This is a genomic window from Aeromonas sp. 602200 (assembly GCF_049173895.1).
In the GTDB taxonomy this organism is placed as follows: Bacteria; Pseudomonadota; Gammaproteobacteria; order Enterobacterales; family Aeromonadaceae; genus Aeromonas; species Aeromonas veronii_A.
The window spans coordinates 1-26,001 of record NZ_JAAKSL010000002.1 but is presented as its reverse complement, the minus strand read 5'-3'; the positions used below and the strand labels follow the sequence as shown (position 1 = coordinate 26,001).

Here is a 26,001-nt window from a genome sequence, read left to right as displayed (position 1 = left end):
TGCCGTTACCAGCGGGCGCGGATCTGCCCGATGGGTTGGTAGGCCTCATCCCGCAGCCCTACCAGCAGGGTCTTGCCATCCGCTTGCAGCCGGAACTCGCCGTAGCGGGCCGTTTCGTATTGCTCCCCCGTGCCCTCTTCAAAGAAGTAGGCATCGGGGCCAATCTGCCACTGCCACTGCCACTGCCGCTCGCTCTGGTGCACCTGCAATAGCCGCTCATCGCTGGCGAGTCGATCCGGTTTGCCATCGACCACCAGAGTGGCTACCTGATGGGCATCGAGGCGGATCACCAGGGTGTCGCTGCCCTTGTCTTGATTAGCTCTGGCGTCGCGGCTGGTCAGCTCGCGGGCAATTTCATAGTTGAGCCGCATGTAATCCCCCTGCATCAGGGAGCGGGGATCGACCGGAGCGAGCCGCAGCAGCACCACTTCGCCGCTGCTCATGGCGTACTCATAGCGCCAGACGGTGGCATTGATGCCCGCCAGGATGGCGAGGCCGCTCAGCAACAGGGCGAGCTGTCGGGTCACAGGTTTCATGAATCGCTCCTTGCCGCGAAGGTGGTGAGCAGCTGGCGGGCCCCCAGCAGCAGGATGCCGGAGCCAAGCAGCAGCCAGGATTTGGTCATCAGGGTGAGCCCCAGATCGTAGTAATAGAGCGAGCCATAGCCGAGCAGCAGCAGGGCCGAGAGGGTCATCAGCCCCAGACTGCCGGCATAAAACCCGAGGATCAGCACCAGTGCGCCTGCCCCCATGCCGGGGATAACGGCGCTGATCAGCACCAGCGGCAGGCCAAACAGCAGAGGGAGCTTGAGCTTCACCATCACCGCCAGCAGCAGGGCGGCGCAGAACAGGGGATTGAGCCAGAGCGGCAGGCGGGACAGCCCCAGTTCGTCCAGCACGCTGCTGCCGCCATCCCACAGCGGATGGTGCAGACGGCCCAGCACCAGCAGGGAGAGGGCGAGCCCCAGCGTGATGGAGTGGTAGAGCTGGTGGCGCTCTGGATCCCTATCTGCCCGCAGCCAGCAGAAGGTGATGGCCGCCATCACCAGCGGCAGGGCCAGCAGTTGCAGCCCGAGGCAGGCGAGGCCAAGAGTGAGCAGCAGTGCCGCCGCCACGCTGTGAAACAGCCGCACCAGCCAGTGATCGAACAGCATGGCGATGGCAAGGGAGAGCAGGCACAACCCAAACCAGAGCAGGGCGTGATGAAGATCAAGCTGATCGAGCAGGCCATAGAGCAGCCAGGCATCAGCCGCCAGGGTGAGGGCCAGCACGAACTGATCCCAGAGATCGCCGCTTTGGCTGCGATTGAGGGCGTAGGCCCCCGCCAGCAGCACGGCCCCGAGCAGCAGGGCACTGTTGGCCTCGCGGGTCAGCTGCTCGAAGGTGAGAAACAGGAAAAAGAGCAGGAACAGGGCGGCAATCCAGCCCACCAGCCCGAGCAGAAAGCGGCTCGACCAGTGGGGTTGGGTATCACGGGGCTGATCCCCTTCCACCAGATTGGCCTGTTGCAGTGCTTGCCAAAGGGTCAGATCACTCATGAGACCTCCGTTGTTGTTGCAGCCAGCGGGCGGCGGTGACAGAAAGGCCGATGGCAATCAGGCTCAGCAGCAAGAAGCCGTTGATGTCGGGCTCCATCCACTTGCCCAGCGCCGCGAGGATGACGGCAATCAGACTGAGGCTCCCCATGGCGAGTCCGGCGATAAATCTGTGATGCCACAAGGCATAGGCGGTGGCGAGCCAGCCAAGCCAGAGCGGCCACACCAGCGGGGAGGCGGCATCAAACAGCGCCAGCAGGGTGAGCAGGGTGGCTCCCAGACCGGCGGCAAGGCCCGCCAGCCAGCTTGGCATCAGGCGCCAGCGGTTTGGTGCCAGCAGAAGCAGACCCCAGAGGGCGGCGTTGAGCAGGGTCAGGCACCAGCCCAATCCCTCTTCATCGAAGGTAAAAAAGAACGTGAACAAACCGAGCCGCCAGTAGAGCACCAGCGCCAGCTGACCGAGCAGCCAGCTTAAGGTCCAGAGCAGGGGGCTTTGGCCAAATACCGCCAGCGGCACCAGCATCAGCGCCCAGGTGGCGAACAGCTGCCAGGGATCGGCGCCGGTCTGGTAGGTCTGACCCACCAGCGCCAGCAGGGCGCCGATATTGAGGGCGATAGCGAGCAGCAGCGCCTGACGGGGGGTATCCCCCGGCGGTTTGCGCCACAGCAGAAGCAGCATGGCGAGCAGCGGCGCTTCCAGCAGGGCGAGGCGGGAGACCCGGCCCAGCTCCTGCCAGTTGAAGGCGACGAAGAAGATGAGGCCAGCCCCGATACAGATGGCGCCGAGCCAGAGCAGCAGCCGGTCAAACAGCCACTGCCAGCGCGCCGGATGGGGGGGAAGATCGGCGAGGGTCAGGGCGTCTACCAGCTTCTCTGGCGCCAGCCGTCCCTGTTTGACCCATTCGAGAAGCGTCTCTCTTGATACGTTGTGCATGGGGGGACTCCACGAGGTTTGCCCCATTATGGCATGAGGCACCCGCAACCGTGCACTGCCCCTTAGCTCTACGGCTGGTGGTGCGACAGCGGATTACGCAATAGACACAGCAGCAAACAAAAAAGCCCTCCACAGGGGAGGGCTTGAGCAGCGGAAAAGGCGATCAGGCAAAGATCAGAGTGCTCACCCCGAGGCCGACGAAGAGGATGGCGCAGGCGATGCGGATCCCCTTGAGCGGCAGCTTGTCTGCCCCCAGCTTGCCGATCAGCACCACAGGCACGTTGGCCAGCATCATGCCGAGGGTGGTGCCGGTAATGACCTGTACCAGCGAATCATATTTGGCGGCCAGCAGCACGGTGGCGATCTGGGTCTTGTCGCCAATCTCGGCGATGAAGAAGAGCACGAAGGTGGCCATAAAGGGGCCGTATTTATCCAGCGAGCTCTCCTCGTCATCCACCTTGTCCGGCACCAAAATCCAGATAGCCATGGCGATAAAGGCGATGGCGACCAGCCAGGTCATTATCTTGGGATCGAGCCAGCGGCTGATGAACTCACCAATCCAGGCAGCGCCCGCATGGTTGAGCAAGGTAGCCGCCAGCATGCCGGCGATGATGGGCCAGGGCTTGCGAAAACGGCAGATGAGCAGCAACGCCAACAGCTGGGTTTTATCGCCGATCTCGGCAATAGCGACGCTGAGGGTTGAGGTTAACAAGGCTTCCATAAAAATGACCGGGGGACGGAATTGTTATAAACCAAAGACAAGCCTGCGCCATCCGTCCCCGGTATTGGCACTGGCCCGTCAAAGGTCTTGTCAAATCCATGGCTGGCATGGATCACCCTGACCATGGTGATTTGGCACCAAGTATGTTGATCAGGGTCGCAAACCGGTATTCATGAAATGGATGGCACCGGCGTGCGAGACTACTCCCCCTCGATGGGAGCGGGCATTCTAGGGAAAAACCGCATGAGTGACAAGGGGATCAGCCACCCACCAGCTTGACGCTGAAACCGGCTTTCTCCAGCTCGGTTTTGATCAGGTCCCGTTTATCCCCCTGGATCTCGATCACTCCCTCCTTGATACCGCCTCCGGTGCCGCACTTTTTCTTGAGCAGGGTGGCCAGGGATTTTTGCTGATCGGCGGGTACGCCATGAATGGTGATCACCCCGGCGCCCTTGCGCCCTTTGGTCTCGCGGCGAATGCGCACGGTGCCGTCAGTGGGGAAGGGGGAGGCGGATTGGGGAGCGCTCTGCTCCTTGATCATGCCGCCATCTGTGCTGTAAACGAGGCGGCTGTTGTTGTCGTGATTCATGGCATTACTTTATGGGTTAGCTAAGCGGAGTTTGATTTTACTCAAATAAAAGTTGAAGACACAGCTTATAATGCCCCAAGTAAAAGAGAATTATTATTGTTTAACTTCAGGAGTCAGTCATGGTACTCACGCAGTTGTCACCGGGACAGAGTGCTCGCATCAAGAATATGAATCAGCTCGCCCGGCCGCTGCGCCGCAAACTGATGGTGATGGGCCTGTTGCCCCAGACTGAAGTCATTTATCTGCGCTCCGCCCCCCTGGGGGACCCGCTCCAGATCCAGTGCCAGGGGATCTGTCTCTCCATGCAAAAGAGTCTGGCCCAGCAAATAGAAGTCGAGCCGGTATAACCCCCTGTTCGGCTACCGCTTCGGTCAAGAAAGTCACCGGGAGCGGTTCAGAGACAAGAAGTCGAACCTGCAAAGCAGCTTGCCACTCGCACGCGGCGGGTTCAGAAGAAAATAGAGGTAGAGCTGGTATGAATTATTCCCTGGTAACGGTAGGTAACCCCAATAGCGGTAAGACCTCCCTGTTCAACGCCCTGACCGGCGCCCGCCAGCAGGTAGGCAACTGGAGTGGCGTCACCGTCGACAAGAAGATGGGTGAGTTCAGCGCGGGTGAGCATCACTTCAAGCTGATGGATCTGCCCGGCATCTATAGCCTGGCGGGTCAGGATGGCAGTCTGGACGAGCAGATCGCCAGCCGCTTTGCCCAGGGCCAACAACCCGACCTGCTGCTCAACGTCATCGACGCCGCCAATCTGGAGCGCTCCCTCTACCTCACGCTGCAACTGCGCGAACTGGGCCTGCCCATGGTGGTGGTGCTCAACAAGCTGGATATCCTGCAAAAGCGCCGCATCGTCATCGACGATAGCAAGCTCGGCAAATCCCTCGGTTGCCCTGTAGTGGCCCTCTCTGCCCACAACAGCAAGCAGGTTGCCGCCTTCAAGCAGCAGATCCGGCAGTTTATCGGTCAGCCGCAAGCAGCCTTGCAACTCGATTACGGCCAAGAGCTTGAAACCGATCTGGCGGAGCTGGAGACCCTGCTCGCCCCGCATCACCTCACTACCCGTGGCCGCGCCCTGCGCCTGCTGGAAGAGGATGCGGTGATGCAGGAGACCCTGCTGCCCGGTCAGCAGGCGGCCGCCGCCAATGTAGTGGCTCGCGCCCATCAGGGACAGGATATCGACCTGCAACTGGCGGATATTCGCTACGGCCATATCCACCAGTGGGTACAACAGGCTCGTCAGCAGAAGGGCAAGCTCACCGAGGCCCAGAGCGAGTGGCTGGATCGGGTGCTGCTCAATCGCTGGATTGGCATCCCCTTCTTCCTGTTTGTCATGTACCTGATGTTCCTGTTTGCCATCAACGTCGGCAGCGCCTTTATCGACTTCTTCGACATCATGGGCGGTGCCCTGTTTGTCGATGGGGTGCACCACCTGCTGGGGCTGGTCAATGCCCCCGAGTGGCTGGGCGCCATTCTGGCAGACGGCTTCGGCGTTGGTTTGCAGACCGTGGCCACCTTTATTCCGGTGATTGGCTGCCTCTATCTGTTCCTCGCGGTGCTGGAGAGCTCCGGCTATCTGGCCCGTGCCGCCTTCGTGGTGGATGCCCTGATGCGCCGCCTCGGCCTGCCGGGCAAGGCGTTCGTGCCGATGCTGATGGGCTTTGGCTGTACCGTCCCCTCGGTGATGGCGACCCGTACCCTCAACTCCGAGCGGGAACGGCTGATGACCTCCGCCATGGCGCCCTTCATGTCGTGCGGTGCCCGTCTGCCGGTTTACGCCCTGTTTGCGGTGGCTTTCTTCCCCGAGTCAGGTCAGAACCTGGTGTTCGGTCTCTACCTCATCGGCATTCTGGTGGCGGTGCTCACCGGCCTGTTGCTGCGTAGCACCCTGCTGCCGGGCAAGAGCGACTCCATGCTGATGGAGATGCCGGATTACGAGTGGCCGCGTCCGGTCAACGTTGCCATCAAGACCTGGCAGAAGCTCAAATCCTTCGTCTTTGGTGCCGGTAAAACCATCGTGCTGGTGGTCGCCGTGCTGAGCGTGTTCAATTCCCTGGGTACCGATGGCAGCTTCGGTCATCAGGAGCAGGAGAGCTCGGTCCTGAGCAAGATAAGCAAGGCGGTGACCCCGGTGCTGCACCCCATAGGTGTACGCGATGACAACTGGCAGGCCACGGTCGGTATCGTCACCGGTATCTTCGCCAAAGAGGCAGTGGTCGGTACTCTCAACAGCCTCTACGCTGGTGGTGGCGATGCAGAGGAGGAGAGCGAGTTCTCGCTGGTGGCCAGTTTTCACGATGCGATCGATGCCGTAGCGGCCAATCTGGCGGAGATCAACCCGAGCGACCCCATGGGGCTTGATGTTGGCAACCTCGACGACCAGAAAGCTGCCGCCGAGGCGCAGGAGGTCGATGTCTCCACCTACGGCAACATGCAGACCCACTTCGACGGGGCGGCCGGTGCCTTTGCCTACCTCTTGTTCGTGCTGCTCTACATGCCTTGCGCCGCTGCCATGGGTGCCCTGGTGCGGGAAACCGGTCGTCAGTGGGCGCTAATGACGGCGGTATGGTGCAACTATATGGCCTTTATGTGCGCCACCCTCTTCTATCAGGTGGCCACCTTTGCCGCTCATCCGGAGCAGAGCCTGTTCTGGATCGTCAGCTACGGCCTCTCTCTGGTACTGCTCTGGTGGGCCGGTCGCCGTCACGGTGACATCGTCGCCCGCAAGGTGGTGACCTTATGATCCTGCGCGAGCTGGGGGATTACCTCGCCGCGCAGCAGAAGGTGAGCCGGCGCGATCTGGCTCGCCACTTCCACACCTCGGAAGATGCGGTGGAGGCCATGCTCGGCGTCTGGATGCGCAAGGGACGGGTCATCAAGCGCGAGAGTCGGGTCTGTGGTGGCAGTTGCTGCGGCAAGAGCGAAGAGGTGATGTTCGAGTGGTGTGATGCGGGTCAGATTGGCATCAAGATCCGCTAAGCGATAGCCACACTTCATCATCAAACATCGAACAATAAAAAACGGCAGACCCTGCTTTAAATGAGGGTCTGCCGTTTTTATTGCTGAAAACAGGCGAGGTCAGGCGCTCTGGCGAGCCTCGCTCAGCAGTGCCAGCGCCGGTTGGGCGTTGTTCGGCATCAGCCGGTAGGCCTTGTGGTGCTTGACCAGGGTGGTTTTCTTGTTGCCCTGGCTCAGCAGCAGGCCGTGCTTGAAGGCCGCCTCGGCCAGCACCTTCTCGTCACCGCGCACATAGAGGGTGAGGGGTTTGACAAGCTCACCGTCCTCGATATGGCCTGCATATTCGCTATGGCTTACCACCAGACTCGCCTGACCGCCCGATTGCAAGCGCAGCTTGGTGTTCACCTCGCTCTCGGTCAGCACCAGCCAGCCTGCCGTTGCCAGCTCCTCCAGCAGGGCCGCCAGCTTGGCCCCCAGTTGTTGCGAGTTGGTCATGGCGCACTGGTATTGGAAGGCGATGCGCTCCAGCAATCCCTTGAGATCGGCGCCCGCTCCCAGGGTGCGGCCAAGCTGCACCCAAGCTTTCAAATCCTCCATCACCAGACGGGAGAAACGCTTCTCCTTGAGGGAGTCGGCCATCCAGGTGCAGAGAAAGTGGCTCTCTTGCGCCGGAGTGCGCTTGCCCGCCTTTTGCTCGGCGGTGCGGGCCAGTTCGGCCAGGCTTTGAGTGGCCATCTCGAGCAGGGCCTGATTGTAGGTCGGAGAGGTCATAAGCAATCCTTGAGTTGACCACCAGGGGTCAACACCGATGACAGAGATGGCAAAGGCGCCAGTGGCGCCTTTGCGGTTCAATAGAGCAACTGCCCGCCTTATTTCGGCTGACGGGGCTTCTTGGCTGCAGCCAGACGCTTGAGGCGCTGACCCTGCAGCTTGGCTTCGGCCATCACCTGGGCCACGGCGTTATCTTCACGCTGCGGACGCTTGCCGAAGCGGCGACGCTCCTGCAGCTGTTTGATCAGCTCGTCACGGCTGCTCACCTCATAGCCCGGCACCATGATGCGACGGATCTTCTGGCCGATCAGGGCCTCGATCTCCAGCAGGGTGCGCTCCTCTTCACGGCTGACGAAGGAGATGGCCATGCCGCGCTTGCCGGCACGACCGGTACGACCGATGCGGTGCACGTAATCTTCCGCCAGGAACGGCAGATCATAGTTGACCACGTATTCCAGGTCCGGGATGTCCAGACCACGGGCGGCCACTTCGGTGGCGACCAGTACCCGCACCTTGCCTTCCATGAATTCGCGCAGGGCGCGGCGACGGTTGCCTTGGGCCTTCTCGCCATGGACAACGGCGGACTTGATGCCGTCGAGGTTCAGCTCCTCGACCAGCACATCACAGCTCTCGCGGGTACTGGCGAACACCAGCACCTGCTGCCAGTTCTGCTTGCCAATCAGCTCTGAGAGCAGCTCGCGCTTGCGCTTCTGCTCGACCGGATAGACGGTGTGGCTGACGGTGTCGGCGGTGGAGTTCTGCTTGTTGACGCTGACGATCTGCGGTCTGTCCAGCATCAGGTTGGCCAGCTTCTTCACCGCATCGGAGAAGGTGGCGGAGAAGAGCAGGTTTTGACGGGTCTTGTTGACCGCTTGCAGGATCTTCTGCACATCGGCACTGAAGCCCATGTCGAGGATGCGATCCGCTTCATCCATCACCAGACACTCGACGCCAGAGAGGCTGAGGTTGCAGGCGGTGAGGTGCTCCAGCAGACGGCCCGGGGTGGCCACAATGATGTGAGCGCCCGCTTTGAGCTTCTTGGCCTGCACGTCCTGCTTGCCACCTCCGACGATGGTGATGGTGGTGATATCGAGATACTTGGCGAAGTCATTGATGTTGCTCGCCACCTGAGCCGCCAGCTCGCGGGTCGGGGTCAGGATCAGCACCCGGGCGTTGGAAGGCTGGACCGGAGCCGGATTGTCTACCAGACGCTGCAAGATGGGCAGGGCGAAGGCGGCGGTCTTGCCGGTACCGGTCTGGGCGCTGGCCAGCACATCGCGGCCACGGCGAATGGCCGGGATCGCCTGTTGCTGCACAGGGGTCATCTCCTGATAACCGCAATCTGAGACAGCACGCAAAATCTCGGGGGCAAAATCGAACGATTCAAATCTCATAATGGGTTCCTGTGTTCCAGCTGGGCTGTGTTTGGCTTGGTTAGCTCGGCATGAGCGAGACGGAGGTTGTAACCACCGACGGCTGCGCCTGACATCAAGTCAGAGAGTGAGCCGGAAAATGGCGGGCGCGAAGTGTAACAGATAGACGTCACAAATTCTGCCTCAAATGGTTGGAGTTTTTCCCGTGGCAGTTGCCCAGTGTAGGAGCCATCGCAAGGCACTGCATCTAGTTATCTTCACGGCTGCCAGGAGCGTATGAGCGGTTGGTGAGCGTGCATAGAAAATCAGCCCCGCATTGGCAGGGCTGACTGTTAGGGAACATCACGGCTGTGGCCGGTCAGATCAGACCGCCAGATAGTCCATGATCCCTTCGGCCGCTTTGCGCCCTTCGTAGATGGCGGTCACCACCAGATCGGAGCCGCGTACCGCGTCGCCACCGGCGAACACCTTGGGGTTGCTGGTCTGGAAGGCATATTCCGCCTGCTCGCGGGCCTTGATGCGATCCCGGTTGTCGAGCTCGATGCCGAACTCCGCCATCCAGGGTTGGGGGTTGGGTTGGAAGCCAAATGCCATCACCACCGCATCGGCAGCCAGCACCTGCTCGGAGCCTTCGATAACCACCGGATTGCGGCGGCCATTGGCATCGGGTTCACCCAGCTCGGTGCTCACCACCTTGATGCCGACGGTGCGACCGTTGGCATCCAGCTCGACCGCCACCGGCTGCAGGTTGAACATGAATTCAACCCCCTCTTCGCGGGCGTTTTTCACCTCCCGCTTGGAGCCCGGCATGTTCTCCTCGTCGCGGCGATAGGCGCAGATCACCTTGTCAGCCCCCTGACGGATGGCGGTACGCACGCAGTCCATGGCGGTATCGCCACCGCCCAGCACTACCACCTGCTTGCCGGCGAAGTCGATGTAGTCGGCTTGTGCCTTCTCGAACCCCAGCAAGCGGTTGGCGTTGGCGATGAGGTAGGGCAGGGCGTCATAGACGCCCGGCGCCTCTTCGTTGGCAAAGCCGCCCTTCATGTACTTGTAGGTACCGACCCCGAGGAAGACCGCGTCGAACTCGCCGAGCAGATCGGCGAAGGTGATATCCTTGCCAACTTCGGTCTCGAGACGAAACTCCACGCCCATCCCCTGGAAGATCTCGCGGCGACGCTGCATCACCTCTTTTTCCAGCTTGAAGGAGGGGATGCCGAAGGTGAGCAGGCCGCCGATCTCCGGATATTTGTCAAACACCACCGGGGTGACGCCATTGCGTGCCAGCACATCGGCACAGGCAAGGCCAGCAGGGCCGGCGCCGATGACGGCGACCCGCTTGCCGGTCTTGACCACGTTCGAGAGATCGGGCTTCCAGCCCATCTCGAACGCCTTGTCGGTGATGTATTTTTCGATGTTGCCGATGGTCACCGCGCCGAAGCGATCGTTGAGGGTGCAGGATCCCTCACAGAGGCGATCCTGCGGGCAGACCCGACCGCACACTTCCGGCAGGCTGTTGGTCTGGTGGGAGAGCTCCACCGCCTCCAGAATGCGCCCCTCTTTGGCCAGTTTCAGCCAGTTGGGGATGTAGTTGTGAACCGGGCACTTCCACTCGCAGTAGGGGTTGCCGCACTCGAGGCAGCGATCCGCCTGCATCTGTACCTGCGGCTGATTGAAGGACTCGTAGATCTCCACAAACTGGATTTTGCGGATCTTGAGCGGCTTCTTGGGCGGGTCGACCCGCTGGACATCGATAAACTGAAATACGTTCTGGCTCATAGGGTTCCCTCCTTATTGCGCCTGGATTCTGAGTTCTGCACTGGAACGGCTGGTGTGACCCAGCAGCGATTTCACGTCGCTGGACTTGGGTTTGATCAGCCTGAACTTGGGCACATAGGAGTCGAAGTTGGCCAGGATCTCCTCGGCGCGCGAGCTGCCGGTCTCATTGAGGTGCGCCGTGATGATGCCGCGCAGGTGCTCCTGATGGATGGCGAGATCCGCCACGTCCAGCAGTTCCACCAGCTCGGGGTTGGTGCGCTTGGCGAAGTTGCCGCACTCGTCGAGCACGTAGGCAAAGCCGCCGGTCATGCCCGCCGCGAAGTTGACGCCGGTCTGACCGAGCACGGTGACGATGCCGCCGGTCATATATTCACAGCCGTTGTCGCCAATCCCCTCGACCACCGCGAGCGCACCTGAGTTGCGCACCGCGAAACGCTCGCCAGCAGTGCCTGCGGCGTAGAGTTTGCCGCCGGTGGCGCCGTAGAGGCAGGTGTTACCGATGATGGCTGCTTCGTGGGATTTGAACGCCACACCGACATGGGGTTTGATCACCAGCTTGCCGCCGGTCATCCCCTTGCCCACATAGTCGTTGGCGTCACCGGTGAGGATCATCTCGAGGCCGCCAGCGTTCCAGACGCCGAAGCTCTGGCCTGCGGTGCCGTTGAAGTGCACCTTGACCGGATCCGCCGCCATACCCTGGTTGCCGTGCCGCTTGACGATCTCGCCCGAGAGACGCGCGCCCACCGAGCGGTCGGTGTTGCGAATGTCGTAGCGGAACTCGCCGCCGCTTGAGGTTTCCACCGCTTCCAGCAGATCTTCCACCATCTTGAGGTTGAGCGGCCCCTTGTCGAAGGTGGGGTTGTGCTGCTGACTGAACAGGCTGGAGCCTGCCGGTGCTACCGGACGGGCCAGAATGCCGGAGAGATCCAGCTTGGCCTGACGGGCGGTGAGGCCGGGCAGGGCTTCCAGCAGATCGGTGCGGCCAATCAGGTCGGTCAGCTGGGTGACGCCGAGCTGAGCCATCAGCTCGCGGGTCTCCTCGGCGATGAACTTGAAGTAGTTCATCACCATCTCCGGCAGGCCGGTGAAGTGCTCGCGACGCAGCTTCTCATCCTGAGTGGCAACGCCGGTGGCGCAGTTGTTCAGGTGGCAAATACGCAGGTATTTGCAACCGAGTGCCACCATGGGGCCGGTGCCAAAACCGAAGCTCTCGGCGCCGAGGATGGCCGCCTTGATGATGTCGAGGCCGGTTTTGAGACCGCCATCCACCTGCAGTCGTACCTTGTGGCGCAGACCGTTGGCGACCAGCGCCTGTTGGGTTTCAGCCAGACCCAGCTCCCACGGGGAGCCGGCATATTTGACCGAGGTGAGAGGGCTCGCGCCAGTGCCGCCGTCATAACCTGAGATGGTGATGAAGTCGGCATAGGCCTTGGCCACGCCGCAGGCGATGGTGCCGACGCCAGGCTCGGAGACCAGTTTCACCGACACCAGACAGCTCGGGTTGATCTGCTTGATGTCGAAGATGAGCTGGGCCAGATCCTCGATGGAATAGATATCGTGGTGCGGCGGCGGCGAGATCAGGGTCACGCCGGGCACGGAATAGCGCAGCTGGGCGATCTGGGCGGTGACTTTGTCACCGGGCAGCTGGCCACCTTCGCCGGGCTTGGCGCCTTGAGCCACCTTGATCTGCACCACATCGGCGTTCATCAGGTAGTGGGGGGTGACGCCAAAGCGGCCGGAGGCTACCTGCTTGATGCGGGAGTTCTTCTCTGTACCGAAGCGCTTGGGATCTTCGCCACCTTCGCCGGAGTTGCTCTGACCGCCGAGGCGGTTCATGGCGACAGCCAGTGCCTCGTGGGCCTCAGGACCGAGGGCGCCGATGGACATGGCGGCGGAGTCAAATCGGGGGAACAGCTTGTCGGCTGGCTCAACTTTATCCAGCGCGACCGGATTGTCGACCTTCTTCAGGGCCAGCAGATCGCGCAGGGTGGCAACCGGGCGCTCGTTCACCAGACGGGCGTACTCTTTGTAATCGGCATAGTTGCCGGAGCGCACCGCGGTTTGCAGGGTCTGCACCACATCCGGGTTGTAGGTGTGGTACTCGCCGCCGTGGACAAACTTGAGCAGGCCGCCGTGGGGGAGGGGCTTGCGCACCAGCCAGGCCTGACGGGCCAGATTGTGCTGATCCTGCTGGATGTCGGCAAAGTCGGCACCCTGAATACGGCTGGAAACGCCGCGGAAGCAGGTATCGACCACCGACTTGGCCAGGCCCACCGCTTCAAACAGCTGGGAGCAGCGATAGCTGGCGACCGTGCTGATGCCCATCTTGGACATCACCTTGTAGAGCCCCTTGTTGATGCCGTTGCGGTAGTTGACCATGGCCTGGCGCAGGGACATGGTGAGCACGCCCTCTTCAACCTGTTTGGCCAGGGTTTCGTAAGCGAGATAGGGGTAGATGGCGGTCGCGCCAAAGCCCAGCAGCACCGAGAAGTGGTGCGGGTCACGGCAGCTTGCAGTTTCCACCAGAATGTTGGCGTCACAGCGCAGGTTGTTGTCCACCAGGGTGCGCTGTACCGCGCCCACCGCCATGGCGGCCGGGATCGGCAGGGTATCGGCGCTGATATCGCGATCCGACAGCACCAGCAGTACGGTGCCACTCCTGGCGGCGGTTTTGGCCTCATCGCAGATGCGCACGATGGCCGCTTCCAGCCCCTCTTCTGGCTTGAAGTTGAGGCTGATCACCTGATGACGGTAGTACTCACCTTCCAGTGCCAGCAGCTGGTGGAAGTCGGAGTAGAGCAGGATCGGCGACTGGAACAGCACCCGGTGGGCGTGCCCGAAGGTCTCGTTGAAGACGTTCTGCTCGCGACCGATACAGGTGGCCAGCGACATGACGTGGTTCTCCCGCAGCGGGTCGATGGGCGGGTTGGTCACCTGCGCAAACATCTGGCGGAAGTAGTCATAGAGGGTGCGCGGGCCGGAGGAGAGCACCGCCATCGGGGTATCATCCCCCATGGAGCCCACCGCTTCCTGACCATTTTCACCGAGAACCCGGATGATCTGATCCAGCTCCTCGAAGGAGTAGCCAAACAGCTTCTGATAGGTTTTCAGCTGGTCGTCGGAGAACTCGCGGCTACCGGTCTGGCTGTCGTCCATCTGCTCGAAGGGGACCAGTCGGCGGCAATGTTTATCCATCCACTGCTTGTAGGTGTGGCGGTTCTTGAGGTCGTCATCGATCTCGAAGCTGGTCCACACCTTGCCGTTGCTGGTATCCACCACGAACAGCTCGCCCGGGCCGACCCGGCCCTTCTCCAGCACTTCGTCCGGGGTGTAGTCCCAGGTACCGACTTCTGAGGCGAGGGTGATGAACTTGTCTTTGGTGATGACGTAGCGGGCCGGACGCAGACCGTTGCGATCAAGTGCGCAGGTGGCGTAGCGACCGTCGGTCATGACGATACCGGCGGGGCCATCCCACGGCTCCATGTGCATGGAGTTGAAGTCGTAGAAGGCGCGCAGGTCGTCATCCATGTTCGGGTGCTTTTGCCATGCTGGCGGGATCAACAGGCGCATGGCGCGGAACAGGTCCATGCCACCGGCGAGGAAGAGATCCAGCATGTTGTCGAGACTGGAGGAATCCGACCCCGTGGTGTTGACGAAGGGGGCCGCTTCCTGCAAATCGGGAATGAGCGGCGTCGCAAACTTGTAGCTGCGCGCCTTGGCCCACTGGCGGTTGCCGGCGATAGTATTGATCTCGCCGTTGTGGGCCAGATAGCGAAACGGCTGGGCCAGCGGCCAGCGCGGGCTGGTGTTGGTGGAGAAACGCTGGTGGAAAACGCAGATGGCCGCCTGCATACGGATGTCGGCGAGATCCAGATAGAAGCGCGGCAAGTCCACCGGCATGCACAGTCCTTTATAGACGGTGACCAGATTGGAGAGGCTGACCACATAGAAGTAGTCGTCGTTGACGCGCTTTTCGATGCGGCGGCGCACGATATAGAGGCGGCGCTCGAGATCCTTGTCGACCCAGCCGGGCGGGGCGTTGACAAAGACCTGTTCAATGCTGGGCAGGGAGGCTTTGGCGATGGTACCCAGTACGTTGGTATCGACGGGCACCTTGCGCCAGCCGACCAGACTCAGGGTCTCTTTTTCCAGCTCTTCGTCGATGATGTCGCGGGTCTGCTGGGCCAATACGGGGTCAGGGTTGAGAAACAGCATGCCGACCGCATAGTTGCGGCCAAGGTGCCATCCCTTCTCCTCGGCGACAGCTCTGAAGAAGCTGTCCGGTTTTTGCAGCAGCAGACCGCAACCATCGCCGGTCTTGCCATCGGCGGAGATCCCGCCGCGGTGCTGCATGCGAGCCAATGCTGACATCGCGAGACGGACAAGCTTGTGGCTGGCTTCCCCTTCCATGTGGGCCAACAGGCCGAAGCCACAGTTATCCCTCTCCAGCTTTGGATCATATAGTGACATTGCATTTCTCCCTTGCTCGGCCTTGTATCGCACAGTCATCACCTGACTGCATAAATTGCGATTGGCTCTTGTGGTTCCGTCTGCCTGACGTGGCGAATCTCCAAACTAATGGGATTTTCTGGCGAGGTCAATCGCAGGTCAGGTTTGTCTTCATGGTTACATTCGCATAACAAAATGTCGGGTTAGGGGGATTAGCTCGCAGTTATGGAGTGTTTATTCTGTGTGGCTTGATTTTGTTGGTTAAATATATCGCCATTGACGGGCTCAATGGTGCGCTCGGCGACGATGGGCGAATGTAGTAATTTTACCAACCCGATGTGGCCGACAGCGGAAGGGATCACATTTTCAATATCCCATGCTTGCAATTGTGTGCTGTCGGGTCTCTTTGAATTTTTCATTGTTCAACAGTGGGTTATCAGGTCTCATTTTCATATGGATGTTTACTGTTTGAATCGTCAAAGAACTGTAAAAATCCTTTTTTTGCGCTTTTTCTCTATATTTATTCAAAATTGGTCGGGTATTTATATGTTTTACCCTCTCCGCTAGCTTGATCCAGCTCAGCCCCTGTTTTGCGCAAGCTCGTACAATGGCGCTCCTTTAGCGGAGGTGTCATGCAGTTACACGAACTCGTCAATACATTCGGTCAGGATCTCAAGCAACGTCACGGTCAGAAGATCCACAAACTCTCCATCCACGGGGCCTTCACTTGCCCGAACCGGGACGGCACCCTGGGCCGTGGTGGCTGCACCTTCTGCAATGTATCCTCTTTTGCTGACGAATCGGCTCAGCAACTCTCAGTGGTGCAACAACTGCTGGCTCGCCGAGACGAAGTCACCCGTGCCAAGCGCTATCTTGCCTACTTTCAGGCCTATACCAGTACCTATGCCGAGGTCGAGTATCTGCAGCGGATGTATGAAGAGGCACTGTCGGTGAGCGATATGGTGGGGCTCTGCGTGGGCACTCGCCCCGATTGCGTGCCGGATGCGGTGCTGGATCTGTTGGCGGGCTATCAGGCCCGGGGTTACGAGGTGTGGCTGGAGCTCGGGCTGCAAAGTGCCAACGACAATACCTTGCAACGGATCAACCGCGGCCACGGTTATGCCGCCTATGAGGATGCGGTAAGACGTGCCCATCAGCGCGGCATCAAGGTATGTGCTCATCTGATCGTTGGCCTGCCGGGCGAAGTGCCGATGGACAGCCTCGATACCCTGCATCGTATCGTTGAGACCGGTGTTGAGGGGATCAAGCTGCATCCGCTTCATGTGGTTGAAGGCAGTACTCTCGGCAAAGCGTGGCAGGCGGGGCGGCTTGAGGTATTGACGCTGGAGCAGTATGTGGAAGCCGCTGTCGCCATGATCCAGCACACGCCGCCCGAGGTGGTGTATCACCGGATTTCGGCCTCCGCGCGCCGCCCAACCCTGCTTGCTCCCGCCTGGTGCGAGAATCGCTGGACTGCGATGGCGGACATTGCACGAGCACTCTCCTTGAGTGGCCCTCAGGGTCATGCACTGGGAAGACCCTTCATACTTCCTGACCTATAATTGAGTTCGTAATTATTATTTTCACGTAAAACATAGGGTTATATAAAAAGTTCATACCATAAACTATAGTTTTGGTACCTGCAGGTTGATATAGTGATGCGCCACAATAAATGCCATTATCAATTAACACCTCCATTTACCTGAGGGAGGCGTCGGCATGATGCTCACAGGCTGGTTTTACCAATCATCATGCAAGGAAAATTGGTGGTGAGTGTCACGATGTATCCGGATAGGTTTATTCCCTGATCAGGCTCATCTGTGGGAGGGGGCTCGTTTTTAGAGTCGCTATAGCAGGAAAATATGAGTGATACCCCTCTCGTATCGACCTTATTAATGCAGTGACGGGATGCTATGCAAGCAGAAACAAGTCGTATCGATGAGTTATTGGAGTGTCTGGTCTTCTTGACCCGCTTTTATGGTGTGCCCAACAGCCAGGATGCCCTGACGACCGGGTTGCCACTGGTCTCCGGACGACTGACTACAGCACTCTTTTGTCGTGCTGCCGAGCGGGGCGGGCTATCTGCCCGTGAAGTGATCCAGCCGCTTGATCAGATCTCTCCCTTGCTGCTGCCCTGCGTATTGCAGATGCGTAACGGTGGCGCCTGTATTTTGCTGGAGTGGAACGAAGATCGCAGCCAGGGGAAAGTGATTTTCCCGCAGGCAGGTGATGCCGCCCAATGGCTGACTGCTGCCCAGCTGGGTGATGAGTATTTGGGGCGTCTCTTTTACGTTAAGAAGCAGTTCAAATTTGACGAGCGCTCTCCCAAGGTGCTGGAGACCCGTGATGGCCACTGGTTCTGGAGCACTTTGTTTGAATCTCGCGGAATCTATCGCGATGTGCTGATCGCCTCCATTCTGATCAACCTGTTTGCCATCGCCAGCCCCCTCTTTACCATGAACGTCTATGACAAGATTGTGCCCAATCTGGCATTTGATTCGCTCTGGGTGCTGGCGGTCGGGGCCATGGTGGTCTTTACCTTCGATTTTGTGATGCGGCAGTTGCGCAGTTACTTTATCGATATCGCTGGCAAAAAGTCTGATGTGCTGCTGTCCGCCAAGATTTTCGCCAAGGTGATGGGCATGCGGATGGAGTCTCGTCCCGCTTCCACCGGCGCTTTCGCCAAACATCTGCAGGAATTTGAATCGGTGCGGGAGTTTTTCACTTCCGCGACGGTTTCTACTCTTATCGATCTGCCTTTTGCCGTCTTCTTCCTTTTTATTATCTGGATGTTTGCCGGTGTGATGGTGGTGGTCCCCATCGTCGCCATGCTGATCCTGATCGCCTACAGCTTCTATATTCAAGAGCCGCTCAAAAAGTCCATCGAAGAGGGTTCCCGGCTGGCCTCTCAGAAAAATGCCAACCTGATCGAAAGTATTTCCGGGCTGGAAACGGTCAAAATTTTTGGCGCCGAGAGTCTGTTCCAGCACCGTTGGGAGCAGGCTGTTTCCCATATTTCCACCTGGGGTGTACAAACACGGCGAATTACCAACTCCATGTCGTCACTGGCCAGTTATATCCAGCAGGTGGTGACGGTCGGTCTGGTGATTGTCGGTGTTTACCAGATCTCCGAAGGCTTAGTCACCATGGGGGGGATGATTGCTGCCGTGATGCTCTCCAGTCGTGCCATTGCGCCCATGGTGCAACTCTCAGTGTTGTCGACCCGTTATAACCAGGCCAAGTCTGCACTGGATATTCTGGAAAAAATCATGCAAACCCCGGGTGAGCAGGAGGAAGGCAAGCAATATATCCATCATCCGGTGATTGCCGGTCGAATTGAATTCGAAAATGTTTCGTTCAAATATCCAGGAATGGAAACCAGCACCCTGCACCATATCAATTTGCGTATTCAGCCGGGTGAAAAGGTGGCAATTATCGGCCGGATTGGGGCGGGTAAAACGACCCTCGAGAAGTTGTTGATGGGGCTGTATCGGCCGACTGACGGTTCGGTCCGGATCGATGGTTTCGAAATAGACCAGTTGCCTCCCTCGGTGATTCGTCGCAATATCGGTTGTGTTCCCCAAGATGTCATTCTCTTTTTTGGTTCGGTGCGAGACAACATCATGCTGGGTAATCCGCTGGTGGATGACGTGAGAGTCTTGCGTGCTGCCAAGCGGGCGGGCGTCACCAATTTTACCAACCGTGATCCCAACGGATTGGATCGGCAGATAGGTGAGGGTGGCCGTCAGCTTTCCGGTGGCCAGCGTCAGTCGATCCTGCTGGCACGCGCCCTGCTCAATGATCCCCCCATTCTGGTGATGGATGAGCCTACCTCCAACATGGACAACCAGTCCGAGATGCAGGTCAAACAGGAGCTCGCCAGACTGGGCCCGGAAACCACCTTGATCCTCATCACCCACAAGACCTCAATGCTGGATGTGGCCTCGCGAGTTATCGTCATCGAGCAGGGACAGATTGTGGCAGATGGTCCCAAAGAGGTGGTGTTGCAGCAGTTGAAGGAAGGCAAGGTGCGCGTGCAGGAGGTGTCCCATGGTTAAGGGGCTCATGAACTGGTTAAAACGCAGCAAAAATGCGCCTTCCGGTGATGTATTGCCGGCACCCGAGCATCTGGAGTTTGTCGATGACGGCGCGGCAGCTGTGTTGCTTACTACCCCAACCGGTGCCCGCATCCTGTTATGGTGCTGTTTCCTCTTTTTCATGAGTGCCATCGTCTGGGCTGCCTGGGCCGAGCTGGATGAAGTCACCGTGGGTCAGGGCAAGGTGATCCCATCCCGCCAACTACAGGTGATCCAGAATCTGGAAGGGGGGATAGTCAAAGAGATCTTCGTCAAAGAGGGGGATATCGTCGAGAAGGGACAGCCGCTGCTGCGCATCGATGACACCCGTTTCCGCTCCGATTTTCGAGAGCGTGAGCAGGAGCTGGTCACTCTGAAAGGAGATATTGCACGGTTACGGGCCGAAATGGCCAGTGTTGAGGTTAAAAATGATCCCGCACTGGGGTGGCGTGAACAGGTAGTGGTGGGAGAAGCGCCAATTCAGTTCCCGGATGGCTATGAAACCGTCTTTCCCGAATATGCCAACCGTGAACGCTCGGTACAACGGGATCGCCTTAATAACCTGAAGAACCAGCTCTATATTCTTGGTCAACAGATCGAGCAGAAAGAGCAGGAACTGATTGAACTGAATGCCAAAATTCGCACAGTAAATCGCAGTGTGGATCTGGCCAGACAAGAGCTCAATATTAGCCGTCCACTGGCAAAAGAGGGTATAGTGCCTCAAGTGGAGCTAATTAAGCTGGAGCGGCAGGTCAACGAGATGCAGGGGGAGCTGGAGAGCAACCGTCTGCTGATACCAAAACTCAATTCGGTGTTGCGTGAGACTATTTCCAAGCGCAATGACATAGCGCTGAAATTCCGTGCTGACTCCCAGACGGAACTGAATGAGAAGCAGGGGCGACTTGGCCAGTTGTCAGAAGGGCAGGTTGGCTTGCGAGATAGGGTTGATCGGACCAGCGTGATTGCTCCGCTCAAGGGCACCATCAAGAAACTCAAGATCAACACCCTGGGCGGCGTGGTGCAGCCCGGCATGGATTTGATGGAGATAGTGCCGCTGGAGGACACCTTGTTGGTTGAAGCCAAGGTGTCGCCGAAAGATATCGCCTTCCTGCGACCGGGGCTGGATGCCATCGTCAAGATCACTGCCTACGACTTTACAATCTATGGAGGATTGCATGGCAAGGTTGAACAGATAAGTGCGGACTCGATCCAGGATGAGGAGGGGAACTCCTTTTATCTGGTTCGGGTGCGTACCGAGAAGAGTTACTTGGGCGATGAGCTTAACGCACTTCCCATCATCCCCGGTATGTTAGCCAGTGCTGATATCATTACTGGTAAAAAAAGTGTCCTAGACTATTTACTTAAGCCGATTTTACGGGCTAAGCAGTCGGCACTGAGAGAACGATAAGCCAACAATCTAAAAACAAAACATGACTGGAGATAACATGAAAAAAACGATTGTTGCCATGCTGGTCAGTGGCATCACCCTGATCCCTAGTTTGGGTCAGGCCCAGACTCTGGAAGAGTCGGTGGCACAGACACTCGCTACGCATCCCAAGATCAAGGAAGCGTTTGATCTCTACCAGGCACGCCTCTATCAGCATGATGGCGCCAAGGGTGGCTATTATCCTACGATCGATCTGCGTGGCGGCGTAGGCTATGAAAAGACTGACAGCCCTTCTACCCGGGCTGCTGGTTCAAACAGCAATATTGATGACTCCATGACTCGCAAAGAGGCTGGACTCAGTTTGCGGCAGATGTTGTTTGATGGCTTTGATGTCAGCAACAACGTCTCCCGAACTGAAGCTGAAGCCAACGCCCAGCGTCTGGCGATGATCTCCGAAGCAGAGAATACCGCGCTGCGAGTGGCTGAGGTCTACCTCAATATGCTGCGCCAGCAGGAGATCCTGGAACTCTCCAAACAGAACCTGGAAACCCACGAACAGATCCGTAGCGACATTCAGAAACGGACTGATTCAGGGCTTGGTTCTACTGCTGATCAGACCCAGATTGATGGTCGTGTTGCCAGGGCCTACGCCAACCAAGCCGCCGCTGAAAACAACTACCGTGATGCGGAAAGCGAGTTTATTCGGGTGGTTAACGAGGTACCAAAAGATCTCGTTCAACCGGTACCTAATGCCGAGTTGGTCCCGGCTAGTCTCGATACTGCCCTGAAAACGGCGACAGAAGTTCACCCGACCCTGCTCTCATCCCTGCAAGATATTGAAGCGGCCAAGTATCAGCATGAAGGTGCCAAATCCGGTTTCTACCCTAACGTCACTTTTGAAGTGGACCAAAACTGGAATGAGGATATTGATGCCGTTAAAGGTCGCAATGACGATCTGACAGCTATGGTGCGGATGCGTTACAACCTGTTCCGAGGTGGTTCTGACGTAGCCGAGAGCAATGCAACTTCGGCACTGTACTCTCAGGCGAAAGACATTCATCTGAATGCATTTCGTCAGGTAGAAGAGGGAACCCGTTTGGCATGGAATGCGAAAGAGTCGCTGGCCAAACAGAAAACCTTCCTTAAAGAGCATGTGGATGCAAGCTACGATACCGTTCAGGCATACAAGAAGCAGTTTGGCTTGGGTCAGCGAACCTTGCTGGACGTATTGAACACCGAAAACGAATTGTTCGAAGCGCGTCGCAGTTATATCACTGCTGAGTATGATGCATTGCTGGCGGACTATCGCATCCTCAATGCGACAGGAAGTCTGCTCAATGCATTTAGCGTCAAGCAACCCGCTGAATGGCAGCCCAGGCAATAACCGTTTGCCAATGATCCCGCCGGGATGATGATGAACGCCAACATGGTGACTGCTGCTGGCAGTCACCATGTTTGGCTAAAGCAGGTGGTTGCACGGTTTTTGAGGAGTGCAGTAGCAATCATGCAGCAGGCATATGACGTGACACTCCTGCGTGGTACCGGAAGCAGATGGTGTGATCTCCTCAATAAATGGAGATACCGATCTCTACGTACTCTGCGCCACTCCTTATGGATCCTGCTGTTACCCTTCTCACTTTTGCTCTGTGCCAGCCAGCCTCTGCCACAGGAAGATCTCAACTTGATCAAGCGGGCGGAGCAGACCTATGGTGCCAGAGCCGGCAAGCGTGTAACCAGTTGGCGCATGCTGGTGATGGAAACGAAGGGAAAGGCACTGAGCGAGGCGAAAAAGCTCGAAAGAGTGAACAACTTTTTTAATCAAATGCGCTTTGTTGATGACATCAAGTTGTGGCGCAAGAAAGATTACTGGGCAACCCCGCTCGAGTTTCTGGGGGCTGCCGGAGGAGATTGCGAAGATTTCAGTATTGCCAAATATTCCACACTACTGGAATTGGGGATCCCGGATGAAAAAATGCGGATGGTTTATGTCAAGGCCCTTGATTACAACCAGTTCCACATGGTGGTGGCATATTATGAGACCCCCTCTTCTGTTCCGGTTATTTTGGATAATTTGATAGGCTCTATTCGACCAGCTACCCAACGGCGAGATTTGGTACCTATCTATAGTTTTAACGGTAGTCACTTGTGGTTGATGAAGGCGCGAGGCCAAGGGGAGCTGGCTGGCCAATCATCTCGCTTGGGATTATGGAATGATTTACGCAATCGCATGACATCGGGGCGATTGGCTAGGCCTGTGGTGAATTTGGATGATTAACCTATGACGCTTTATAGACAGTTATTGGCCACCATGTTGCTGTTGTTTGGACTGTTGTTTGCAGCTACGTATTGGGTGCAATTCAATTCGACACGAACTTATCTGGCACAACAGCAGGAGACAACGGTAATCAACACCGCTACGTCACTGGGACTGGCATTAACTCCTTATCTTGAAAATGGCGACAAGGTGGGAGCTGAGTCGGTGATTAAGGCCATATTTGATGGTGGTTATTACCGTATGGTTCGTCTTGACCTGCTTGCGTCGAAAGATGTGATTGAAGAAGAAAACAGCAGCCGTATTCAAGGTGTACCTGACTGGTTTATTGAACTTGGCTTGTTTCCGGAAGTATCCAATGAGTCAATTCTGACGTCTGGCTGGCTGCAACTTGGCAAGCTCAAGGTGGTGGGCCACCCAGGACAAGCCTATCACGAACTGTGGGCAGGGATGAGCGAACTGGCGACCTGGTTTGTGATTGGATTTTTGGTAACCACGATCTTGCTTATGCGTGCACTTAATTTCCTGTTAAAACCGCTCAAGCAGATTTGTGAGCAGGCCGTCGAGATTGAATTGCATCATTTTGGGCATACCATTCCAGAGCCCAAGACCTATGAATTGAAGCAGGTTGTACAAGCGATCAACATCTTATCCGGAAAGTTGGCGGTGCAATTCAAAGAGCAGGCCGACGAGGCGGAGAAACTGCGTGAACGAGTTTATGTGGATGCCGTTTCTGGCTTGGGTAATCGAGCCTATTTTGTTGGTCAGGTTAATGCCTGGATTGCAGAATCTGGCCAAGGGGGCATCATGTTGGTTGCGGTAGATATGCTCGATGATATCTACCGTGATGAAGGTTTTGCTGCCCGTGATAATATGGTCAAATCTATAGCAAAAATCTTACGCGAACAGCTTAAGGGATGGGATGGTGCAGCTGTGGCGCGGATATCAGCGACCGAATATGCTCTGCTCTGCCCGACAGATGATTTGGGTCAGCTTAAGGAGTTGGCAGAAATTATCAATTCTCGTATTGCTGATCTGGTCGTGAACCCAATGGCGGAGGGTAATCCTCTCTCCGTCATTGGTATTGCAGGTCGTGATGGTAATGATGATCTCTCAGTCCTGTTGACTAAAGCGGATAATGCACTCGGCAAGGCGCGTAATGAACGCCGTGGTGCTGTTGTCATGGAAGGGGGAGCCGAGCAGGGGTTGATGGGGCGCTTGGCATGGCGTGATTTGGTTCAGGATGCTATTTCGCATCACCTCTGGCGATTCAAGGCTCAGCCAGCTTGCCGATTTGATAACGGGGCCAGGTTGCATGCCGAGTTGTTTGCATCTATCTCTCGCGATGGCACGGACTATTTTGCCGGTCAGTTTTTGCCTGCCATCGAACAGTTCAAATTGGGGGGCGATTTTGATCAGGCAATACTTGATGCATGTGTTCCCTTACTGCACAAACAAGCGGATCTAGTGCTGGCAATTAATATAACGGCAGGTTCGCTTTGTTCGGATGAGTTTTTGACCTGGCTGACGCACTATCTGGTCGAACATGGCGAATTGAAAGAACGGCTGTTATTCGAGATACCCGAGGCAGCCATTATGAAGCACAAAGATCATGTGGCCGCTTTGGTAGGCGCATTGCAGGTCCATGGTTTCCAGTGGGGGGTTGACCACTATGGCCGTCACTTCCAGTCACTGGGCTATCTGGAGGAGTTAGCGCCTGCCTATGTCAAGGTGGATCACGGTTATACCAGTCAGGTCATGGAGCCGGGTGCTGACACCTCATTCTTGGCTGCAGTGTGCCGAGCTGCACACAATGCCGGTGTGACCACCATTGCAACCCGCGTCGAAGATCAACATCAAGTGGAACTGCTTTCCAAGTTGCATATCGATGGTTATCAGGGATTTGTGCATCCTGCTTTCCCCTTGTCTTGATTGATATGTACACTGTAGAAATGGCCCCGAATGGGGTCATTTTTTATATCAATACAATATATTATTTGATTTTTTTATTATCAAATTAATATGGGTGTTATTTGGTTCCACTTTTATCGTTATGATTTTAATGAAGAAAAAATAACCTTTCGATTTTATTCTCTATATCGGTTTGAGGGCAGTCAAACCTATAGATTATTGCAACGGAAAAGCACGTTATCTCCCTCTACGGTGTAGACATCAAGATCTGTCACGTTGGAGCAATGGATATGCGTACCCAAATCATCGACAAGTCCGTGGTTGTCTCAGCTATCGAAGGGAATGTGGAGATTGTGCTGGCTGATGGCAGCAGTCGCCCCCTGCAAAAGGGGGAAATACTCCAGCCCGGTGCCAAATTGACCATAGCGGATGATGCCAAGCTTGTTCTTTCCCCCTATGACGATACACCAGCGCAGAATGTACCCACCGGTTCCGAATTAGCAGAACCGGGACAACCGCAAGGTGGTGCCAGCACGGAGGGCGCTCCTTCTGACATTGCTGCATTGCAAGAGTCAATTTTGCAAGGCGTTGACCCGACGCAAAACTTTGAGGCTTCAGCAGCAGGTGGTGCACCTGCTGCCGGTGGTGGCGGTGGTATTGGCGGGGTAGCAGGAGCAAGCGGCAATGGTGGCTTTGTCACCATTGATAGAACCGGTGATGCGACCATTGCCGAGGCCGGTTTTGATACCAATTATCAGGCTGAACCCATTATCAACACTGAGCAAGCGGCTGAACCACTGTTAGAACCGGAGCCACTAACTAATCTCTTGTTGGATGAGAGTGAAGTATTTTCGATGGATGAAGATAACCCTGTCAGTGGTGATCTTTTGGCCAATAGCTCCAACCCGGATGGTCCCTTGGCTCAATCCATCATCAGCTATAGCTGGGGTAGTAATATTGATGTTCCCGCAGGTGTTACATCGACCCTTACTGGCATTGGTACGCTGATCATCAACAGTGATGGCTCTTTCACCTTTACCCCCGCTCCTGACTATTCTGGTGCAGTTCCTACAGTGAGTTATCTGGTCACCGATAGTTCTGATGTTGTTACTTCGACCTTGACGCTGATAGTGACGCCACAAGATGACATCGACTTCAACGTCGAGACCCTGAATGCGGGTGCGACCGAAACGGATGGCACGGTACAGGTGCTGCTGACCAACACGGTGAGTATCAGCGATGGC

19 protein-coding genes are annotated in these 26,001 nt (G+C 57.1%); 10 read left to right on the top strand and 9 right to left on the bottom strand.

What is annotated here, in order from left to right:
* Positions 1 to 5 precede the first annotated feature (5 nt).
* The 5 genes from G5221_RS03240 to G5221_RS03220 form a co-directional block, all read right to left on the bottom strand.
* On the bottom strand, positions 6 to 536 hold the full coding sequence (locus G5221_RS03240) for a GDYXXLXY domain-containing protein (protein ID WP_421262825.1): 531 nt from the start codon (positions 534 to 536) through the stop codon (positions 6 to 8).
* Positions 533 to 1,537, bottom strand: a complete 1,005-nt coding sequence (locus G5221_RS03235; protein ID WP_421262824.1) for a DUF4401 domain-containing protein — start codon at positions 1,535 to 1,537, stop codon at positions 533 to 535. The genes G5221_RS03240 and G5221_RS03235 overlap by 4 nt, the downstream gene beginning before the upstream one ends.
* Positions 1,530 to 2,468 (bottom strand): DUF2157 domain-containing protein, encoded by a 939-nt coding sequence (locus G5221_RS03230; protein WP_421262823.1) that lies wholly within the window; start codon positions 2,466 to 2,468, stop codon positions 1,530 to 1,532. The genes G5221_RS03235 and G5221_RS03230 overlap by 8 nt, the downstream gene beginning before the upstream one ends.
* A gap of 163 nt (positions 2,469 to 2,631) precedes the next feature.
* Entirely contained in the window at positions 2,632 to 3,189 is a 558-nt protein-coding gene (locus tag G5221_RS03225) for a TMEM165/GDT1 family protein (RefSeq protein WP_421258514.1), read from the bottom strand.
* A gap of 259 nt (positions 3,190 to 3,448) precedes the next feature.
* The gene (locus G5221_RS03220) at positions 3,449 to 3,778 is read right to left on the bottom strand and encodes a translation initiation factor (RefSeq protein ID WP_139428489.1); all 330 of its coding nucleotides are present in this window, start codon (positions 3,776 to 3,778) and stop codon (positions 3,449 to 3,451) included.
* A 119-nt stretch (positions 3,779 to 3,897) separates the two neighbouring features.
* Between G5221_RS03220 and G5221_RS03215 the strand changes: the two genes are divergently transcribed.
* The 3 genes from G5221_RS03215 (at position 3,898) to G5221_RS03205 (ending at position 6,760) form a co-directional block, all read left to right on the top strand.
* Positions 3,898 to 4,125, top strand: a complete 228-nt coding sequence (locus tag G5221_RS03215) for a FeoA family protein (RefSeq protein WP_005337384.1) — start codon at positions 3,898 to 3,900, stop codon at positions 4,123 to 4,125.
* A 128-nt stretch (positions 4,126 to 4,253) separates the two neighbouring features.
* Positions 4,254 to 6,524: a Fe(2+) transporter permease subunit FeoB gene (gene feoB / locus G5221_RS03210; protein WP_421262822.1), complete on the top strand. Its 2,271-nt coding sequence runs from the start codon at positions 4,254 to 4,256 to the stop codon at positions 6,522 to 6,524.
* Positions 6,521 to 6,760, top strand: coding sequence for a FeoC-like transcriptional regulator (locus tag G5221_RS03205; RefSeq protein WP_005350974.1), 240 nt, complete (start codon positions 6,521 to 6,523; stop codon positions 6,758 to 6,760). The genes feoB and G5221_RS03205 overlap by 4 nt, the downstream gene beginning before the upstream one ends.
* 99 nt (positions 6,761 to 6,859) lie before the next feature.
* Here G5221_RS03205 and G5221_RS03200 read toward each other — a convergent pair whose 3' ends face one another.
* The 4 genes from G5221_RS03200 to gltB form a co-directional block, all read right to left on the bottom strand.
* Complete coding sequence (locus tag G5221_RS03200) at positions 6,860 to 7,510, bottom strand: DUF2913 family protein (RefSeq protein WP_421262821.1); 651 nt, start codon at positions 7,508 to 7,510, stop codon at positions 6,860 to 6,862.
* 98 nt (positions 7,511 to 7,608) lie between these two features.
* Positions 7,609 to 8,904 (bottom strand): DEAD/DEAH box helicase, encoded by a 1,296-nt coding sequence (locus tag G5221_RS03195; protein ID WP_005337380.1) that lies wholly within the window; start codon positions 8,902 to 8,904, stop codon positions 7,609 to 7,611.
* A gap of 342 nt (positions 8,905 to 9,246) precedes the next feature.
* Positions 9,247 to 10,662 (bottom strand): FAD-dependent oxidoreductase, encoded by a 1,416-nt coding sequence (locus G5221_RS03190; RefSeq protein ID WP_042056188.1) that lies wholly within the window; start codon positions 10,660 to 10,662, stop codon positions 9,247 to 9,249.
* A 12-nt stretch (positions 10,663 to 10,674) separates the two neighbouring features.
* Complete coding sequence (gltB, locus tag G5221_RS03185; RefSeq protein ID WP_421262820.1) at positions 10,675 to 15,132, bottom strand: glutamate synthase large subunit; 4,458 nt, start codon at positions 15,130 to 15,132, stop codon at positions 10,675 to 10,677.
* 611 nt (positions 15,133 to 15,743) lie between these two features.
* Between gltB and G5221_RS03180 the strand changes: the two genes are divergently transcribed.
* The 7 genes from G5221_RS03180 to G5221_RS03150 all read left to right on the top strand — a co-directional run.
* Positions 15,744 to 16,673 carry a TIGR01212 family radical SAM protein gene (locus G5221_RS03180; protein ID WP_421262819.1) on the top strand — a complete coding sequence of 310 codons (930 nt, stop codon included), beginning with the start codon at positions 15,744 to 15,746 and terminating at the stop codon, positions 16,671 to 16,673.
* Between the two features lie 351 nt (positions 16,674 to 17,024).
* The gene (locus tag G5221_RS03175; RefSeq protein WP_266135586.1) at positions 17,025 to 19,169 is read left to right on the top strand and encodes a type I secretion system permease/ATPase; all 2,145 of its coding nucleotides are present in this window, start codon (positions 17,025 to 17,027) and stop codon (positions 19,167 to 19,169) included.
* On the top strand, positions 19,162 to 20,595 hold the full coding sequence (locus G5221_RS03170) for an HlyD family type I secretion periplasmic adaptor subunit (protein WP_266135587.1): 1,434 nt from the start codon (positions 19,162 to 19,164) through the stop codon (positions 20,593 to 20,595). Before G5221_RS03175 ends, G5221_RS03170 begins: the two co-directional genes overlap by 8 nt.
* Before the next feature lie 37 nt (positions 20,596 to 20,632).
* A complete protein-coding gene (locus G5221_RS03165; RefSeq protein ID WP_216953335.1) occupies positions 20,633 to 21,958 on the top strand; it encodes a TolC family outer membrane protein in 1,326 nt (441 codons plus the stop codon).
* Positions 21,959 to 22,096: 138 nt separating this feature from the next.
* Positions 22,097 to 22,849, top strand: coding sequence for a transglutaminase-like cysteine peptidase (locus G5221_RS03160; RefSeq protein WP_421262937.1), 753 nt, complete (start codon positions 22,097 to 22,099; stop codon positions 22,847 to 22,849).
* Positions 22,850 to 22,852: 3 nt separating this feature from the next.
* Entirely contained in the window at positions 22,853 to 24,778 is a 1,926-nt protein-coding gene (locus G5221_RS03155; protein ID WP_421262818.1) for an EAL domain-containing protein, read from the top strand.
* Between the two features lie 269 nt (positions 24,779 to 25,047).
* A partial coding sequence (locus G5221_RS03150; RefSeq protein WP_421262817.1) for a retention module-containing protein occupies positions 25,048 to 26,001 on the top strand: 954 nt, incomplete at its 3' end.

Bases quoted from the DNA above. Each gene is read 5' to 3' on its own strand.
- G5221_RS03200 (WP_421262821.1), bottom strand. From the start codon at position 7,510: ATGACCTCTCCGACCTACAATCAGGCCCTGCTCGAGATGGCCACTCAA.
- G5221_RS03205 (WP_005350974.1), top strand. From the start codon at position 6,521: ATGATCCTGCGCGAGCTGGGGGATTACCTCGCCGCGCAGCAGAAGGTG.
- G5221_RS03240 (WP_421262825.1), bottom strand. From the start codon at position 536: ATGAAACCTGTGACCCGACAGCTCGCCCTGTTGCTGAGCGGCCTCGCC.
- G5221_RS03215 (WP_005337384.1), top strand. From the start codon at position 3,898: ATGGTACTCACGCAGTTGTCACCGGGACAGAGTGCTCGCATCAAGAAT.
- G5221_RS03235 (WP_421262824.1), bottom strand. From the start codon at position 1,537: ATGAGTGATCTGACCCTTTGGCAAGCACTGCAACAGGCCAATCTGGTG.
- feoB (WP_421262822.1), top strand. From the start codon at position 4,254: ATGAATTATTCCCTGGTAACGGTAGGTAACCCCAATAGCGGTAAGACC.
- G5221_RS03165 (WP_216953335.1), top strand. From the start codon at position 20,633: ATGAAAAAAACGATTGTTGCCATGCTGGTCAGTGGCATCACCCTGATC.
- G5221_RS03230 (WP_421262823.1), bottom strand. From the start codon at position 2,468: ATGCACAACGTATCAAGAGAGACGCTTCTCGAATGGGTCAAACAGGGA.
- G5221_RS03225 (WP_421258514.1), bottom strand. From the start codon at position 3,189: ATGGAAGCCTTGTTAACCTCAACCCTCAGCGTCGCTATTGCCGAGATC.
- G5221_RS03170 (WP_266135587.1), top strand. From the start codon at position 19,162: ATGGTTAAGGGGCTCATGAACTGGTTAAAACGCAGCAAAAATGCGCCT.
- G5221_RS03180 (WP_421262819.1), top strand. From the start codon at position 15,744: ATGCAGTTACACGAACTCGTCAATACATTCGGTCAGGATCTCAAGCAA.
- G5221_RS03220 (WP_139428489.1), bottom strand. From the start codon at position 3,778: ATGAATCACGACAACAACAGCCGCCTCGTTTACAGCACAGATGGCGGC.
- G5221_RS03175 (WP_266135586.1), top strand. From the start codon at position 17,025: ATGCAAGCAGAAACAAGTCGTATCGATGAGTTATTGGAGTGTCTGGTC.
- G5221_RS03195 (WP_005337380.1), bottom strand. From the start codon at position 8,904: ATGAGATTTGAATCGTTCGATTTTGCCCCCGAGATTTTGCGTGCTGTC.
- G5221_RS03155 (WP_421262818.1), top strand. From the start codon at position 22,853: ATGACGCTTTATAGACAGTTATTGGCCACCATGTTGCTGTTGTTTGGA.
- gltB (WP_421262820.1), bottom strand. From the start codon at position 15,132: ATGTCACTATATGATCCAAAGCTGGAGAGGGATAACTGTGGCTTCGGC.
- G5221_RS03190 (WP_042056188.1), bottom strand. From the start codon at position 10,662: ATGAGCCAGAACGTATTTCAGTTTATCGATGTCCAGCGGGTCGACCCG.